Source organism: Nocardia caishijiensis NBRC 108228 (assembly GCF_001612825.1).
In the GTDB taxonomy this organism is placed as follows: domain Bacteria; phylum Actinomycetota; class Actinomycetes; order Mycobacteriales; family Mycobacteriaceae; genus Nocardia; species Nocardia caishijiensis.
The window spans coordinates 1-16123 of the sequence record NZ_BDBE01000003.1; the positions used below are offsets into that span (position 1 = coordinate 1).

Annotated in this window: 14 protein-coding genes and 1 pseudogene; 5 read left to right on the forward strand and 10 right to left on the reverse strand. The window is 67.6% G+C overall.

Annotated elements, in window-relative coordinates; translation table 11 throughout:
• Positions 1-164 precede the first annotated feature (164 nt).
• From NC7_RS00500 to ssd, 4 genes are all read right to left on the reverse strand, one after another.
• Complete coding sequence (locus NC7_RS00500; RefSeq protein ID WP_236573787.1) at positions 165-788, reverse strand: type II secretion system F family protein; 624 nt, start codon at positions 786-788, stop codon at positions 165-167.
• A gap of 134 nt (positions 789-922) precedes the next feature.
• A complete protein-coding gene (locus NC7_RS00505) occupies positions 923-1567 on the reverse strand; it encodes a type II secretion system F family protein (RefSeq protein WP_307613588.1) in 645 nt (214 codons plus the stop codon).
• A gap of 405 nt (positions 1568-1972) precedes the next feature.
• Complete coding sequence (locus NC7_RS00510; protein ID WP_067977566.1) at positions 1973-3154, reverse strand: TadA family conjugal transfer-associated ATPase; 1182 nt, start codon at positions 3152-3154, stop codon at positions 1973-1975.
• Positions 3154-4239, reverse strand: a complete 1086-nt coding sequence (ssd, locus tag NC7_RS00515) for a septum site-determining protein Ssd (RefSeq protein ID WP_067977567.1) — start codon at positions 4237-4239, stop codon at positions 3154-3156. Before ssd ends, NC7_RS00510 begins: the two co-directional genes overlap by 1 nt.
• Positions 4240-4609: 370 nt before the next feature.
• On the opposite strand from ssd, the gene NC7_RS00520 reads away from it, so the two are divergent.
• Positions 4610-5470, forward strand: a complete 861-nt coding sequence (locus NC7_RS00520; RefSeq protein ID WP_373861213.1) for an HAD family hydrolase — start codon at positions 4610-4612, stop codon at positions 5468-5470.
• Positions 5471-5903: 433 nt separating this feature from the next.
• Here NC7_RS00520 and NC7_RS00525 read toward each other — a convergent pair whose 3' ends face one another.
• The 6 genes from NC7_RS00525 to NC7_RS00545 all read right to left on the reverse strand — a co-directional run bounded on the left by NC7_RS00525 (position 5904) and on the right by NC7_RS00545 (position 12099).
• Positions 5904-6650, reverse strand: a complete 747-nt coding sequence (locus tag NC7_RS00525; RefSeq protein WP_067977570.1) for a Fic family protein — start codon at positions 6648-6650, stop codon at positions 5904-5906.
• Positions 6651-6661: 11 nt separating this feature from the next.
• Complete coding sequence (locus NC7_RS28815; RefSeq protein WP_157101783.1) at positions 6662-6826, reverse strand: hypothetical protein; 165 nt, start codon at positions 6824-6826, stop codon at positions 6662-6664.
• 74 nt (positions 6827-6900) lie between these two features.
• Positions 6901-8568 (reverse strand): ABC transporter ATP-binding protein, encoded by a 1668-nt coding sequence (locus NC7_RS00530; RefSeq protein ID WP_067977572.1) that lies wholly within the window; start codon positions 8566-8568, stop codon positions 6901-6903.
• Positions 8565-9494, reverse strand: coding sequence for an ABC transporter permease (locus NC7_RS00535; RefSeq protein ID WP_067977574.1), 930 nt, complete (start codon positions 9492-9494; stop codon positions 8565-8567). Before NC7_RS00535 ends, NC7_RS00530 begins: the two co-directional genes overlap by 4 nt.
• Positions 9487-10413 carry an ABC transporter permease gene (locus tag NC7_RS00540; RefSeq protein WP_067977585.1) on the reverse strand — a complete coding sequence of 309 codons (927 nt, stop codon included), beginning with the start codon at positions 10411-10413 and terminating at the stop codon, positions 9487-9489. Before NC7_RS00540 ends, NC7_RS00535 begins: the two co-directional genes overlap by 8 nt.
• Positions 10414-10473: 60 nt before the next feature.
• Entirely contained in the window at positions 10474-12099 is a 1626-nt protein-coding gene (locus NC7_RS00545; protein ID WP_084457696.1) for a peptide ABC transporter substrate-binding protein, read from the reverse strand.
• Between the two features lie 330 nt (positions 12100-12429).
• Here NC7_RS00545 and acs point away from each other — a divergent pair, with 330 nt between their 5' ends.
• The 4 genes and pseudogenes from acs (at position 12430) to NC7_RS00560 (ending at position 16068) form a co-directional block, all read left to right on the forward strand.
• Positions 12430-14382: an acetate--CoA ligase gene (gene acs / locus NC7_RS00550; RefSeq protein ID WP_067977576.1), complete on the forward strand. Its 1953-nt coding sequence runs from the start codon at positions 12430-12432 to the stop codon at positions 14380-14382.
• Positions 14382-14540 (forward strand): annotated as a pseudogene (gene nhaA, locus NC7_RS29905) (Na+/H+ antiporter NhaA); the annotation flags it as partial. The gene acs and the pseudogene nhaA, both read left to right, overlap by 1 nt.
• Positions 14537-15022 (forward strand): phage holin family protein, encoded by a 486-nt coding sequence (locus NC7_RS00555; RefSeq protein WP_067977578.1) that lies wholly within the window; start codon positions 14537-14539, stop codon positions 15020-15022. The pseudogene nhaA and the gene NC7_RS00555, both read left to right, overlap by 4 nt.
• A gap of 59 nt (positions 15023-15081) precedes the next feature.
• On the forward strand, positions 15082-16068 hold the full coding sequence (locus tag NC7_RS00560; protein ID WP_067977579.1) for an alpha/beta fold hydrolase: 987 nt from the start codon (positions 15082-15084) through the stop codon (positions 16066-16068).
• Positions 16069-16123 lie beyond the last annotated feature (55 nt).

Consider the following 16123-nt stretch of genomic DNA (forward strand, 5'->3'; position numbering starts at 1 on the left):
GAGTACTCCGCCGTGGACATTCCGGCGTCGTCGAAGAGCAGACGGGTGAAGCGGGCTCGGGCCTGCAGGTAGACGGTGCGTACGTGCGTCATCGTGATCCCCTCTCATTTCCCACCGCGCGGACGATCCGCGCGGTGACGTTTCGTGGCGGGCCTGGTGGGCGTTCACGGCAGACCCCCGTTGCCGAGCACCCGGCCCGCCAGGCCGACCACCACCGGGACGATCCCGAGGCAGACGAAGGCGGGCAGGAAGCAGAGGCCGAGCGGGCCGCCGATCAGCACACCCGCGCGTTCGGCCCGTGCTACGGCGGCGTCCTCCACCACTTCGCGTCGCTGCGTTGCCAATTCGGTGACCGCGGTGGCCAGCGAGGCACCCGAGCGGGCCGAGCGGCGCGCCATCCGGGCCAGCGACTCGACTTCGTCGGCGCCCGCAGAGCCGACCGCATCGGCTGCGGCACGCTCCCACGCCGTGGCGGCGTCGGCGCCGAGCGCCAGTAGATCGGCGGCTCGCAGCAGGGCCGCGCGCAGGACCGGTGGCGCGGTGGAAGCGCTGGCCCGGGCGGCGGCCGCCATCGGCAACCCGGCTCGCAGGCACGCGGCCAGCAGATCGAATGCCGAAGCCGACCCCAACGGATCGGCCTTCGCCGTGACCCGCGCCGGAGCCGCCGCCGCCACGGGATCGAGTGCCCGCAATCTCCTGCTGACCGCCACCCGCCCGGGCAGCACCAACAGAGCTCCGGCCAGAATCAGTACCGCAATCGGTGGCGAGCTACCGATTTCGTGCTGCACGACAACCCCTTTCACCCATCATCGGAATCTGTCCACATCTGTCCACAACGACTGGCAGGTCGGCGTCGGAATGGCTTTCGCGGGATCCGTTCCAGCCGACACCGTTCGTGTGGTGAAGCTCGGTGCCCGCACACTCATGCCGTCCCTCGGCGCGTGATGACATCTGTCCACAGCAATCCACAGCAGGCCAGCGCGGTTCCCAGGGGTAAGAGGAATGCACCTGCGGGCGAGGCGAACAGCACGGACAACGGTGCGGCGCCCATCAACTGGCCGAGGCCGATCCCGACGAGCGGGAGGCCAGCGAGGACGGTGGCGGAGGCGCGGGCGCCCGCCAGTGCTGATTCGGTGCGGTCGCGGAAGCGGGTGCGGGCGAGGAGGTCGGTGCGGGCGGCGGCAAGGAGCTCGGCCAGGGCCAGGCCGTGTTGTTCAGCCACCCGCCAAGCCGCCGCTATCGGCGACAGTTCTTCGGCGACAACCGAATCCGGGTGCACGAGCCCGTCGGCACCGGAACCACCGAGGCGGCTTCGGCCCGCGCTGATCGCGAGCACCCGCGCCGCCTCACCACGCGACTCACCTGCCGCCGACTCCGCCGCCGCGCTGGGGTGTGCTCCCACCCGCAACTCACCGACGACGGCTTCCAAACCGGCCAGCAGATGCGCACATTCCTGTCGGCGAACTCGCTCGGCCCGGGCTCGCCGATGGCGCACAGCGACCGTCGCACCGAGCATGAGCGCCGCCAATCCTGTTCCGGCCCCGAAGCCGAAAGCCGCGCACCCCACGAGAATCCCTGCACACCACTCCACAGGAACGCGCTGCACACGGCTCGACCGTCCACGGCCGAACAATCGCGCGAACCTGCGCTGTCCTCCCGCCACGGGGAGCACAAGCATCGCGACCGCACAGCAGAGCAATCCAGCACTCACCAACTCCACCTCCAATCGTTCTCCAGCGCATGACATTCGAGAAGAAGGGCCCATCAATCGGTCGAGCAACGCAGGACATCTACGCTGCGAGCGGGCCTCGGCCGATCATCGGCAACAGAGGTACGCCCGCTGGCACAACCGCTCGTCATCACATCCGGGCACGTATCCCCAACCTGGGTAAAACTGTGCACAACTCACGACGGACCTGTGGAGCTGTCGCAGCGGCTACCTGCGACCAAGACGTCCCAGCCCCTCCCCGGCTCATCCGAGCCTCGATCTCAGAAGCCTGGCCAGTTCCGGGGCACCCGGGGTCGCAACGGCATCGGAACGCCAGGCAGGGATGATGCCGATGGAGTCGGAGTCGCGGTGAAGGATCCCTATCTCCCGCAGACCCCGGGTGCCGTCGGCACGACGGTGCACGTGGAGGACGACCTGAACCGCTGCGGCCAGCTGACTGTGCAGGGCCGCACGGTCCATTCCACCGAGGGCCGCAAGGGCTTCCAGACGAGCGGGGACTTCTTGAGGCGAGTTCGCGTGCACCGTCCCCGCACCACCGTCGTGTCCGGTGTTCAGCGCGGTGAGCAGATCGACGACCTCCGCGCCCCGCACTTCCCCCACGACAATGCGGTCGGGTCGCATTCGCAGTGCCTGCCGCACCAGATCGCGAACGGTGACCTCTCCGACCCCTTCCACATTGGCCGTCCGGGCCACCAGCCGCACCACGTGCGGATGGACGGGTGCCAGTTCCGCGGCATCTTCCACGCAGACGATGCGCTCGGCGGGGTCGACGGCGGCCAGCAGCGCGGACAACAACGTAGTTTTTCCCGCGCCGGTTCCACCCACCACGAGAAACGCCAGGCGGGCGCGGACGATGTCGGCCAGCAGGGCGCGGGCCGTCCCGGGGAGGGAACCGGCCGCCGCGAGGGCGTCGAGGCCCTGGGTGGCCGGACGCAGGATACGCAGCGACAGGCAGGTGCCGTCGTGAGCTACCGGCGCGAGGACGGCGTGCAGGCGGACGCCGAACGCTTCGCCGAGGGTGGCCTCGGTGCCCGCGAGTTTCCCGTCGACCCAGGGTTGGGCGTCGTCGAGCCTGCGGCCCGCCGCCAGGGCGAGACGCTGGGCCAGCCGCCGCACCGCCGCTTCGTCGGCGAAACGGACGTCGGTGCGTTCGAGGCCGTGACCGCGGTCTATCCACACCGACTCGGGTCCGGTGACGAGCACGTCGGCCACCCTCGGGTCGTGCAGCAAGGGTTCGAGCAACCCGGCGCCGGTCATCTCGGTCTGCAACAGGCGTAGGGCACGCAGCAGATCGGTGTCGGCGAGGACACCACCGGCTTCGGCGCGGATGGCGGCGGCGAGCTGGGCCGCGTCGGGTACGCCTGCCTGCTCGGCGAGGCGTTCGCGGACCCGTTCGAGCAGGTCGACAGTGACGAAGGTGGTCATCACACCTGCGCTCCGATCATGGCAAGGACCGCGTCGGCGGCGTCGCGGAGCGGGCCGCGCCTGCGCATGCTGAGCCCGCCGCGTTCGACCCGCGCGGCCAACCCGGCTTGGCCGCGAACCGCCGCGAGCAGGGGCAGACCGAGTACTTCGGCGACGTCCGCGCCGCGCAACCCACCGGGCGCGGGCCCGCGAACCACCAGGCCGCGGTTCGGGTTCCGCTCACCGAGATACGCCGAGACCACCTCCGCGGCCGCCACCGAACGCAGCCGAGCGGGCACGACGAGAACGACCAGATCGGCCGCATCGACCATGACATCGGCCGCCGCCCCCCGTTCGGCCGACACGTCGCACACGACCAGATCGCCTGCGGACCTGCCGGATTCGATCACCGCGCGCACCGCGGCCGGAGTCAGCTCGGCGGGCGGACCCGTGCGACCGCACGACAGCACCGCCAGGCCGGGGCACGCGGCGGGCAGCGCACTGTGCAGCGCTGCAGCCGAGACCCGGCCGTCCTCGATCACCAGATCGGGCCAGCGCAGCCCGGTGACGTTCTCCATGCCGAGCACCAGGTCTATTCCGCCGTCCAGCGGCGCACCGTCGATGAGCACCGCGTCGCGCCGCACCCGCAGCGCCGCCCCGCGTAAGGCGGTCGCGGCGGCGAGGGTCGAGGCGCCCGCTCCTCCACCGGCGCCCGCGACCGTGACGACCACCCCCTCACCGGTGCGCGACTCGGCGTGCTCGGCGAACTGCTCCACCAGCGCGACCGCGGCACCCGGCAGCCCGACGACGCGTTCGGCGCCCACCGCGGTGGCGGCCTGCCAGTCGGCGACGGCCGGTTCCCCTTCGGTGACCAGGACGATCCCCGCTCGCCTCGGGCAGCCTGCCGCAGCGGCCGCGATCGCGGCATCGGTGTCGACAATCACCAGACCCGCACCGGCCCAGGCATGCCTGCCGACGGGCATGCTCCGCTCGTCGGTCATCCGTTCGGCGGCCGCGGCGACCCTGCGCACCTCGGCACGCAGCCGTTCGTCGCGCACGAGCACCAGGGCGGGCGAGATCGAGGTGGCGGTCGGGGCGAGGTTCATGCGGTTCAGCGTGGTCGCGCCGAAGCTTCGCGGACACCCCTCGCACGGCGATTGTGGATAACTCGCGGGGTGTGGATAACTCGCGAAGACGCTGCCGGATGAAAGTAAACGTCCCCGAAATAGAGGACGGCCCCAGCCGGGGGGGAGGAGGCTGGGGCCGTCGGGTTCAGCCCCGGGGGGTCGGGCTGAACGCGCCTGGACCATGTCCAGGTGCCAGCAATACTACACCCATCACCCGTCGAGGGCGCAAGTAGCGTCGGCCGACATTCTTCGGCGATTCGCGCCCTCCGGCGTCCACGGGGCAAACGCCGAACAGTTGCCTGAGCGGCCGGATCCCGCACCCGTCGGCACGCGTGCCTATCCTGTTGTCGTGACCGCCGATCGCCACCAGACTCCGCCTACGGCCCCAACACTCGATTCCACGGGCCGTGCGCCGACGGCAGGCGGACGCGTGGCCGCGTTCTTCGATCTCGACAAAACGGTGATCGCGAAATCGAGTGCGTTCGTGTTCAGCAAACCCTTCTACGCGCAGGGTCTGCTCAACCGCCGAGCCGTACTGGAGAGCAGCTACGCCCACTTTTTGTTCCTGCTGTCGGGCGCCGATCACGACCAGATGGAACGAATGCGGGCAAACCTGGCCAATATGTGCGCGGGCTGGGATGTGGGACAGGTGAAATCCATTGTCGCCGAGACACTTCACGAGTTGGTCGACCCCCTGATCTACGCCGAGGCCGCCGATCTGATCGCCGATCACAAGATCCGAGGACACGACGTGGTGATCGTCTCGGCGTCCGGCGAGGAGATGGTCGGGCCGATAGCCGAGGCGCTCGGCGCCTCGCACACCGAGGCGACGCGGATGGTCGTCGAGGACGGAAAATACACCGGCGAGATCGAGTTCTACTGCTACGGCGAGGGCAAGGTGGCCGCGATCGAGAAGCTCGCCGCCGCAGAGGGTTACGACCTGTCGCGCTGCTACGCCTATTCCGACTCGGCGACCGACCTGCCGATGCTGAACGCGGTCGGTCACCCCACGGCGGTGAACCCCGACCGGGCGCTGCGCAAGGAGGCCGTCGCGCAGGGTTGGCCGGTGCTCACCTTCTCCAATCCGGTGTCGCTGTGGTCGCGGTTCCAGGCGCCGTCGGGCACCACCGTCGCGGCGACAGCGGCCGTCGGACTCAGCGCCGTGCTGGCGGGCGCGATCAGCTACCGACTGCTGCGTAAACGTCGCTGACCTGCGACGCAACGTCGACGTCCCAGCACGGATCGCCGACTGACACGCCGAAAACAACCGGATTCGGCAATGCCCGAGAAACGCTTGAAGTGAGCGCGGTCACAGTGTAAGAATGGAGTCACGGAAGGACGGAAGGCCAAGGCGGGACCGGAAGAGAAGGTTTCGTTTCCCATCCCACCCTTCCCAGCACGGACGCCAGGCACCCACGCGGAGCGCGCCGCGACAAGGGCAGCAGAGTTGTGGGCCTGCGAAATTCGGGCAGTCGTCGGCGAGAGCCTCGCACAGGTTGCGGGGATGAACCGGCGGGGTTCGGATGATCGCCGAGGCCACCGAACACAACCCACCCCAGCACGCTTGGTAACCAGGTGTTCCGTGCTAGCGGGCGGCGACGTCGAGCAATCGGCACGCCGCCCGTTTCGATGTGCGGGACAGGTCAGCTCGCGGCCGCGTCGGCGATCGAGTTGGCCTCTCGTGCACCGTCTTCGAGTGCGCCAGCACAGAACAGCACCCACCCGCCGACCCCCTCCGGGGTGCCCATACCGAAGCCCGCGGCCGCGTCGAGATAGGCCTGCCTGCGCCGCAGCCAGAACACCTCGGGGACGCCGAGACTGCGGGGATCGAGCCCGGTCGACACCGCGACGAGTCGCGACGCGGCCCGGGCGACGACGCCGTCGGCGGTGCCGAACGGGCGAAGCGTCATCAGCTCGCCGTGCACGATCGCGGCGATCACCGGCGCGGGCGCCGTGCTGGTCTGCACGGTCTGGGCCAGCAGGTCCAGCCGCTCGGCCACCCCGGGCACGGCGCGTGGCCTGCCGAGTTCCTGCTGATCGGTGACGAGATCGGCGGCGGCGAGCAGGTGCAGCCGGGCCAGCGCCTGCAAGGGGGCGCGGCGCCAGGTGCCGACCAGGTTGGTGAGCGCGTCACCGTCGAGCGCCTGACCCACCCGCAGCGCACCGGCCAGCACCGGATCGCCGACCTTGCCGTCGGCGGGCAGGTCCGTGCTCGCGCCCTCGATGGCGGCCGACGAACGCGCCGCGCGGACCGCGGCCTCGGCGGCGGTGGTCGCCCAGCCACGCCGGTTCGACTTGTGCCGGTGCACCGCCGCGAGCGCGTCGCGCGCCTTGTCGGCGGCCTCACGCACGCCGGGCAGGTCGACCAGGGGCTGCAGCGGATCAGTCACGACATACGAGGCTACCGTTCCAGCGCACCGGCCCCGACGGCCACATGGAGCCCACGCGCCCTCGGCCACACCCGGTCGGGCCACAACACCTCGGCGAGCCGTTTCGCCGCTGGGGTCTTGGCCCGGCGGCGACGCGCCTCCAGCTCGGCCTGCCGCTCCGCATCGATTCGATCCACCGGCGCCTCCCCACCTCAGCGAGCCACGTCGCACCACCTCGGACCAGTCAACGATACGCCGCCGACGCACGCCACTACCCGGTCAACAACTCCCGTCCTGGGATTGCCTCGAGCAGATCCCGCGTGTACTCCTGCCTCGGTGCCGCGAACACCTCGTCCGTCGTGGCCGACTCGACAACCTTCCCGGCCCGCATGACCAGCACGTTGTCCGCGATCTGCCGGACAACGGCCAGGTCATGGGTGATGAACAGATACGTCAACCCCAGCTCGGCTTGCAGGTCGTTGAGCAGAGTGAGGATCTGCGCCTGCACCAGCACGTCGAGTGCGGACACGGCCTCGTCGCAGACGACCAGTTCGGGCGACAGGGCGAGTGCTCGGGCGATCGCCACCCGCTGCCGCTGCCCACCGGACAGCTCGTTGGGATAGCGCCGCAGCACCGACGACGGCAACGACACCTTGTCGAGCAGGTCGCGCACCACCTTCTCGCGTTCGGCGGCGGTGCCGATCTTGTGCACCCGCAGGGGTTCTTCGACGGTGCGGAAGATGGAGTACATCGGGTCGAGGGAACCGTAGGGGTTCTGGAAGATCGGTTGCACGCGACGGCGGAAGGCGAAGGCGCCCTTGCTGTCCAGCGACGACACCTCCTGACCGTCGAACACCACCGAGCCTGCCGTCGGTTCGAGCAACCCGAGCACCATCTGGGCGATGGTCGACTTGCCCGAACCGGATTCACCGACGATCGCGGTGGTCGTGCCGCGTTCCACGCGGAAGCTCACGTCGTCGACGGCGGTGAAGTCCGTCGACTGCCACGGTCGTTTGCCGCGAATCCTGAACGCCTTGGTCAGGTTCCGCACGTCGAGCACCGTGTCGGGGAGCGCCTCGGTGGTGGCGACCTCGACGGCACGGTCGCGCACTTTCGCCCGCTGCCGCGACGACGACATCCGTTGCGCCGCCAGCGAGGGCGCCGAGCTCACCAGCTTCTTGGTGTAGGCGTGCTGTGGGTCGCGCAGGATCCGCAGGGCCGGACCCGATTCCACGACCCGACCGCGATACATCACCACCAGGTGTTCGGCGCGTTCGGCGGCCAGGCCGAGATCGTGGGTGATGAGCAGCACGGCCGTTCCCAGCTCGGTGGTGAGCTTCTCGAGGTGGCCGAGGATCTGCCGCTGCACGGTGACGTCGAGCGCCGAGGTGGGTTCGTCGGCGATGAGCAGCTTCGGCCTGCACGACAGCCCGATCGCGATGAGCGCGCGCTGGCGCATCCCGCCGGAGAACTCGTGCGGGTACTGGTTCACCCGCCGCTCGGCATCCGTCATCCCCGCCTCGGCGAGCAGTTCCACCGCTCGTTCGCGTGCGGCGGCGCCCTTGGCGATCCCGTTGGCCTCCAGGGTTTCCCGGATCTGGAAGCCGATCTTCCACACCGGGTTCAGATTCGACATCGGGTCCTGGGGGACCAGCCCGATCCCGTTGCCCCGGACGGCGACGATCTCCTTCGCCGAGGCCTTGGTCAGATCCTTGCCTTCGAACAGGATGGACCCCCCGGTCACCGTGCCGGTTCCGGGTAGCAGGTCGATGATCGCGTGCGCCGTGGTCGACTTGCCCGACCCGGACTCGCCGACGATGGCGACGGTCTGCCCGGGGTAGACGGTCAGATTCACCCCGCGCACAGCGGGCACAGGCTTGCCGTCGGAGGTGAAGCTCACCTCCAGATCGCGGATGTCGAGCAGGGGTTCGGCGGTCATCGGGTGCGCTCCTTCGGATCGAGCGCGTCGCGCACCGCGTCACCGAGCATGATGAAGCTCAGCACCGTGATGGCCAGCGCGGTCGCCGGATAGAACAGGATCGGCGAGGTACGGATCTCGGACTTGGCACGCGAGATGTCGGCGCCCCAGGCGACGATGTCGGGCGGCAGGCCGACACCGAGGTAGGACAGCGTCGCCTCGGTGACGATGAAGACGCCGAGCCAGATCGTCGCCACCACGATGAGCGGGCTGGCCGCGTTCGGCAGCACGTGCCGCATCAGCGTGCCGAATCGCGACACCCCGAGTGCCTTCGCCGCCGTGACATATTCGCTGTTCTTGGCCTCGATCACCGCGCCACGGGCGATGCGCGCGGCCTGCGGCCAGGTGAACGCGACGAGGATCGCGATCACCGTGGTGATTCCGGCCGGGCGGAGCAGCTGCAGCAGCACGATGGCGGCGAGCACCATCGGGATGGCGTAGAAGATCTCGGCGATGCGCGAGACGACGGTGTCGAGCAGGCCGCCGTAGAAACCCGCCAGCGCGCCGAGCACCCCGCCGACCACCAGGAACAGCAGCGCCGACCCCACACCGACGGTCACCGACGCGCGGGCGCCGTAGATGGTGCGCGCGTAGATGTCGCAACCCTGCTTGTCGAAACCGAACGGGTGACCGGGGCGCGGTCCGTCCATCCCGAACTCGCCGAGGCAGTGGCGCGGGTCCTGGCTGGTGAACAGCGACGGCCACACCACGACCAGCAGCACGAGCACGATCAGCACCACGGCCACGAGGAACACCGGGTTGCGCCGCAGCCGCCGCCACGCATCGCCCCAGATGCTGGTCGGCGTGCCCGCGTCGAGCACACGGTCGGTGGCGAGCACCTCAACCTCGTCGGCGGGGGCAACGAAATGCGTTTGCTTGTCAGGCATAGCGGATCCTCGGGTCGAGCGCGGCGTAGAGCAGGTCGATGACCAGGTTCATCAGCAGGAACAGCACGACGAGCACCGTCACGAACGACACGACCGTCGGCGGTTCACCTCGGATGATCGCCTGATACATGGTTCCGCCGACGCCGGGGATGTTGAAGATGCCCTCGGTGACGATGGCGCCCGCCATCAGCGCACCGAAATCGGCACCGAGAAAAGTGACGACCGGAATCATCGAATTGCGCAGAATGTGCACCGTGACCACGCGACGGCGACCGAGCCCTTTCGCGGTGGCCGTGCGCACATAGTCGGCGGACTTGTTCTCCGCCACCGAGTTCCGCGTCAGGCGCAACACATAGGCGAACGAGAGCGAACCGAGCACGAAAGCCGGGACGAGCAGTTCACCGAGACTCGCGTTCCCGGTGACGGTCACCGGCGCGATACCCCATTTCACGCCGAGCAGGAACTGGGCGAGATAACCGACGACGAACACCGGCAGCGCGATGATCACCAGGCTCGCGATCAGCATTGTCGAATCGAACAGTTTGCCCTTGCGCAAACCGGCGATCAAACCGAACAGGATGCCGAAGAAGCCTTCGATCAGCACGGCGAGGAACGCCAGTTTGATGGTGATCGGGAAGGCGCGTTCGAGTTCCTCGCGCACCGGTCGGCCGGAGAACGAGGTACCGAAGTCGAGGGTGAGAATGCCCTGCAGGTAGTGCAGATATTGCATGATGAACGGCTGATCGAGGTGATATCGGGCGCGCAATGCCGCCTCGGCCGCCGGGGTCAGTGCTTTTTCCCCGGCCAGCGCCTTGATCGGGTCGCCGGGAATCAGGAAGACCATCGCGTAGATCAGCAGGGTGGCGCCGAGGAATACCGGAATCATCTGGAGCAGGCGCCGGAGTATGTACCAAGTCATCATTCCTCCGAAAACGGCCGGGCCGAGCCACTTTTCGTGACCCGGCCCGGCGGCGAGTGGTTACTTCTCGATGTTCTCGAAGTCGAACAGGCCGTTCCAGGCGAGTTCGGCCTTGGTGACCCGATCGGAGCGGCCCGCGGCGGCGATGTAATCGAACACCGGGATATCGGCCATATCCCGGATCAGGATCGCCTGTGCCTGCCCGATGAGTTTGTAGGACTCCTCCTTCGTCGCCGCGGCCATGGCGGCGTCGAAGAGGCGGTCCACCTCGGGGTTGTTGTAGTTGACATTGTTGGTCTCGGAGTAGCTGTAGTAGTTCGACCCGAGGAACTGCATCATCGTCGGGTAGTCGCCCTGCCAGCCGTAACGGAAAGCGGTGCCGATGGTTTCGGCGTTCACCGCGTCACGCACGTCCTTGAACGTGGGCACCGGGCTGGCGACGGCGTCGATGCCGAGGGTGTTCTTCACGCTGTTGGCCACCGCTTCGATCCAGGCTTGGTGGCCGCCGTCGGAGTTGTAGGTGATGGTGTAGCGCGATCCCGCCCACGGCGACATGGCATCGGCCTGGGCCCACAGCTTCTTGGCCTCCTCCGGCTTGTACTCGAACACCTCGGCGCCCGGCAGGTTCGCGTTGAAGCCGGGCAGCGTCGACGCCGTGAAGTCGCGTGCGGGATTACGCAACCCGTTGAAGATCTTCTCGATGATCTGCGGGCGGTTGATCGCCATGGAGATCGCCTTGCGGCGCAGCACGCCTTCCTCGCCAGCGAAATGCGGCACGTTGGACTGGATGCCGATGTGCTGGTTCTGGGCGGTCGGCTTGGTGATCGCGCGGTCGCCGAGGTCGCTCTTGTAGGTGCTCAGGGCGCTGTCGGGAATTGTGTCGAGAGCGTCGAGATTGCCTGCCTGCAGATCGGCGTAGGCGGTCTCGTAGGACTGGTACATCACGAAGCGCAGGCCCTTGTTCTTCGCGGGCCTACCGCCGGGGTAGTCCGGGTTGGGCTTCAGATCGATCTTGACATTGTGCTCCCACGACTCGAAAGCGTAGGGGCCGTTGCCGACCGGCTTCTCCCCGAAGGCCTTCATGTCCTTGAACGCCACCTCGGGCAGCGGATAGAACGGCGCGTAGCCGAGGGCGCTCTCGAAGTCGATCGACGGCGATTTCAATTCGACGGTGAAGGTCCGGTCGTCGACCACCTTCAGGCCCGACATGGTCTGTGCTTTGGGCTGCTCGGCATTCACCTCGTCGAAACCGGCGATCTGGCTGAACGCGTATCCCTGCAACTGCGCGTTGGTGCCGAGGGCGCCGTAATTCCAGGCGTCGACGAAGGACTCGGCGGTGACGGTTGTGCCGTCGGTGAATTTCCAGTTCGGCTTGATGGTGATGCGATACGACTTGCGGTCGGTGGTCTCGATCTTCTCGGCCATCTCGTCGTGCGCTTCGCCGTTGGCGTCGTAGTACTTCAGGCCCGCGAACAAACGGTCGACCACGCGGCCGCCCATGTTCTCGTTGGTATTCGTCGGTACCAGGGGATTCTGTGGCTCTCCGGCATTGGTGGTGACAATGCTCGCATCGGCACTGTCATCGGACGAGCACGCGGTGAGACCGAGGCTTGTGGCCACGAGTCCCGCCGCGATCAACGCGGTCGCTCTGATGAATCTCAACGATCTCTCCCGGTTCGCTTCCATGACATGAAGGGGCGCAGTCATCATCCGCGTCACATGTATCCCTTCGGTTACATGCCGAATACGCGGAAAAGATTGCCGAACCCTTCCTGTTCGACAGAAAAATATGAACAATTCTCGGAACCATCAGCTGAACGGTCGATCTAAAACGATAGCCCGGGATCGCCTGCCCTGTCCGAGAACTCACCGGATGAATCAAGCCCTCTGAACGTCTCGGAAACCGGGCCAACGCAACGCTCACAAGGGTCGGGGAACGTTCGTTACTGTCGAGGTGCCACGGCTGCGCCCTGGCGACCGACCCGACCGCACCAGGCATGTGAGGCTGACATCGACATGACCGAAACCGCTGCAGGACATCAGGATTCGTTTCCTCCGAGCGCCGAGTTCGCGGCTGCCGCCAATGCCGGTGCCGAACTCTACGAGCGGGCCGACGCCGACCGCGAGGGCTTCTGGGCCGAGCAGGCGCGCCGCCTGCACTGGCATACACCCTTCACACAGGTCTTGGACTGGGACGACGCGCCCGTGGCGCGCTGGTTCGCCGACGGCGAGCTGAATGTGGCCTACAACTGCGTCGACCGGCATGTCCTGGACGGGCACGGTGACCAGGTGGCCATCCACTGGGAGGGCGAACCCGGCGATTCGCGCGCCATCACTTATCGGGAACTGCTCGAGGAGGTTTCGCGGGCGGCCAACTATCTGACCGAGCTCGGGCTGGTCGCCGGTGACCGGGTGGCCATCTACATGCCGATGGTGCCCGAGGCGATCGTGGCGATGCTGGCGTGTGCGCGGTTGGGGCTCACCCATTCGGTGGTGTTCGCCGGGTTCTCGCCGAGCGCGTTGCGTCAGCGGGTGGACGACGCACAGGCGCGACTGGTCATCACGACCGACGGGCAGTGGCGGCGGGGTAAGCCCGCGCCGCTGAAAGAGGCGGTCGACGAGGCACTGGCCGCCAACGGTGATGTGCCGTCGTCGGTGGAGCATGTGTTGGTGGTGCGCCGGGTGGGGACCGAGGTGCCGTGGACCGATGGACGCGACCTGTGGTGGCACGAAACCGTGTCCGCCGCTTCGTCGTCGCACGAGGCGCAGGCGTTCCCGGCCGAGCATCCGCTGTTCATCCTCTACACGTCGGGGACCACCGGAAAACCCAAGGGGATTCTGCACACCAGCGGCGGATACCTCACCCAAGCCGCCTACACCCACCACAACGTCTTCGACCACAAAGCAGGACAAGACATCTACTGGTGCACCGCGGACATCGGGTGGGTCACCGGACACAGCTACATCGTCTACGGCCCCCTGGCCAACCGCGCCACCCAAGTCGTCTACGAAGGCACCCCCAACTCCCCCACCGAGCACCGCCACTTCGAGATCATCGAAAAATACGGTGTCACCATCTACTACACCGCCCCCACCCTGATCCGCACATTCATGAAATGGGGCCGCGAGATCCCCGACACCCACGACCTCACCAGCCTGCGCCTGCTCGGCTCGGTCGGCGAACCGATCAACCCCGAAGCATGGCGCTGGTACCGAGAAGTCATCGGCGCCAACAAAACCCCCATCGTGGACACCTGGTGGCAGACCGAAACCGGCGCCATCATGATCTCCCCACTGCCCGGCGTCACCGCCACCAAACCCGGTGCGGCCATGCGCGCACTGCCCGGCATCTCGGCCAACGTCGTCGACGAGGAAGGCAAAGCGGTACAACTCGGCGAAACCGAGGCCAACGGATACCTCGTGCTCGACAAGCCGTGGCCGTCGATGCTGCGCGGCATCTGGGGCGACATGGACCGCTACCGGTCGACCTACTGGGACCGCTACGCCGAACAGGGCTGGTACTTCGCCGGTGACGGCGCCAAACTCGACACCGACGGCGACCTCTGGATCCTCGGCCGCGTCGACGACGTCATGAACGTCTCCGGCCACCGCATCTCCACCGCCGAAGTCGAATCCGCCCTCGTCGGCCACCCCAGCGTCGCCGAAGCCGCCGTCGTCGGCGCCACCGACACCACCACCGGCCAAGGCATCGTCGCCTTCGTCATCCTCACCGGCGCCACCACACCCGACACCACCCTCGTCGACACCCTCAAAGCCGAAGTCGCCAAACAGATCAGCCCCATCGCCAAACCCCGCGAAATCCACCTCGTCCCCGAACTCCCCAAAACCCGCAGCGGCAAAATCATGCGCCGACTCCTACGCGACGTAGCCGAAGGACGCGAACTCGGCGACACCTCCACCCTCGTCGACCCCGCCGTCTTCGAGGCCATCCGCACCGGCGGCAACTGATCGGGGACCGGCACGCTACGGTTTCACCGATAGCCGTGTCGGTCACCTCCATGGCAGCATCGCTGATCGGATCGGCGCTACTGTTGCGCCGAGGACGTGTGCACGCCGCGCGCCGCGATGCGGACCAGTTACCACAGGGAGAAGGGTCGACGAAGTGAGTTACACCCAAGGCGGAAATGACGGTCGGACGGTCACTTCCATCCCGTTGACCGACGCCAATCCGCCCGGATCGGCCAGCATCGGCAGCCTTGTCCGCGACGCCACCGAGCAGCTGTCGACGCTCGTGCGCGCCGAGGTCGCGCTGGCCAAGGCCGAGGTCACCGGCGAGGTCAAGAAGGGCCTCACCGGCAGTGTCTTCTTCATCCTCGCGCTGACGGTCCTGCTGTTCAGCTCGTTCTTCTTTTTCTTCTTCCTCGCCGAACTGCTCGATGTGTGGCTGTACCGGTGGGCGGCGTTCCTCATCGTCTTCGCGTTGATGGTGGTCGCCACCGCGCTCCTGGCATTCCTCGGGTATCGCAAGGTGAAGAAACTGAAGGCACCGGAGAAGACGATCGGGTCACTCAAGCAGAGCGCCGAGGTGCTGCCGCAGGCACTCGCCCACCGCGAGCACACCCCGGCGCTGGAGAAGTCCAAGAACTGACGTGCTCACCCGGCGGGCCCGGTCGCCACGACCGGACCCGCCCACTAGGCTCGATCGGCGTGTCGTCCAACTCAGCCCCGGATCCGTCCACCGTCCGTTACGACGGCCCGTGGACCCACCGGGACGTGCACGCCAACGGGATCCGCTTCCACGTCGTCGAAGCCGACGCCACCGTGCCCACCGACGCGCCGCTGGTGCTGCTGCTGCACGGATTCGCCGACTTCTGGTGGTCGTGGCGTCATCAACTCACCGGAATCGCCGGACACGGGTACCGGACCGTCGCCGTGGACCTGCGCGGGTACGGCGACACCGACAAACCACCACGCGGCTACGACGGGTGGACTCTCGCCGGTGACGTCGCCGGGCTCATCCGCGCGCTCGGCCACACCGAGGCGACCCTCGTCGGGCACGCCGACGGCGGCCTCGTCTGCTGGGCCACCGCGGTCCTGCATCCGCGCCTGGTTCGGTCCATCGCGCTCGTGAGCTCGCCGCACCCCGCCGCGTTGAAGAGTGCCGTCCTGCGCGACCCCGCACAGCGCTCCGCCTGGCTGCCCCAATTCCTGCGCTACCAGTTGCCGCGATATCCCGAGAACCTTCTCACGCGGCGGGGCGGGGCCGAGGTGGAGCGGTTGCTGCGTGAGCGGGTCGGCGAACCTTGGTCGCGCACGGCCGAATTCACCGAGACGGCGTCACGTATGCGGACCGCTATTCGCATCCCGGGCGCCGCGCACAGTGCGCTGGAGTACCAGCGATGGGCCTTTCGGAGCCAATGGCGGCCTGACGGCAAGCGGTTCATGGCGACTATGCGGGACCCGATCGACATACCTGTTCTCGGATTACGCGGGGCGGATGACCGGTATCTGTTGGGCTCGACCATCGAGCGGGATCGGGGGCTTTCTCCGCGTCGGGCCTTGGTGACGATTCCGAATGCGGGCCATTATGCCCATCAGGAGAATCCGGGCAAGGTCAATGAGGTGCTTACCGCGTATTGGCATGAGCAGAACGGTGCCAATGACACCCCGAAGGATGACTTGGTTTCGCCCTGAGGTTTGCTGGGGCACCGTTCCAGGTTGCGGGGTACCGGGCTTCCAGCCACACCGC

Excerpts from the sequence above, each read along its gene's own strand:
- ssd (WP_067977567.1), bottom strand. The coding sequence starts at position 4,239 with ATGAACCTCGCCCCGACCGCCACCTCGATCTCGCCCGCCCTGGTGCTC.
- NC7_RS00545 (WP_084457696.1), bottom strand. The coding sequence starts at position 12,099 with ATGGAAGCGAACCGGGAGAGATCGTTGAGATTCATCAGAGCGACCGCG.
- NC7_RS00535 (WP_067977574.1), bottom strand. The coding sequence starts at position 9,494 with ATGCCTGACAAGCAAACGCATTTCGTTGCCCCCGCCGACGAGGTTGAG.
- NC7_RS00530 (WP_067977572.1), bottom strand. The coding sequence starts at position 8,568 with ATGACCGCCGAACCCCTGCTCGACATCCGCGATCTGGAGGTGAGCTTC.
- NC7_RS00510 (WP_067977566.1), bottom strand. The coding sequence starts at position 3,154 with ATGACCACCTTCGTCACTGTCGACCTGCTCGAACGGGTCCGCGAACGC.
- acs (WP_067977576.1), top strand. The coding sequence starts at position 12,430 with ATGACCGAAACCGCTGCAGGACATCAGGATTCGTTTCCTCCGAGCGCC.
- NC7_RS00540 (WP_067977585.1), bottom strand. The coding sequence starts at position 10,413 with ATGACTTGGTACATACTCCGGCGCCTGCTCCAGATGATTCCGGTATTC.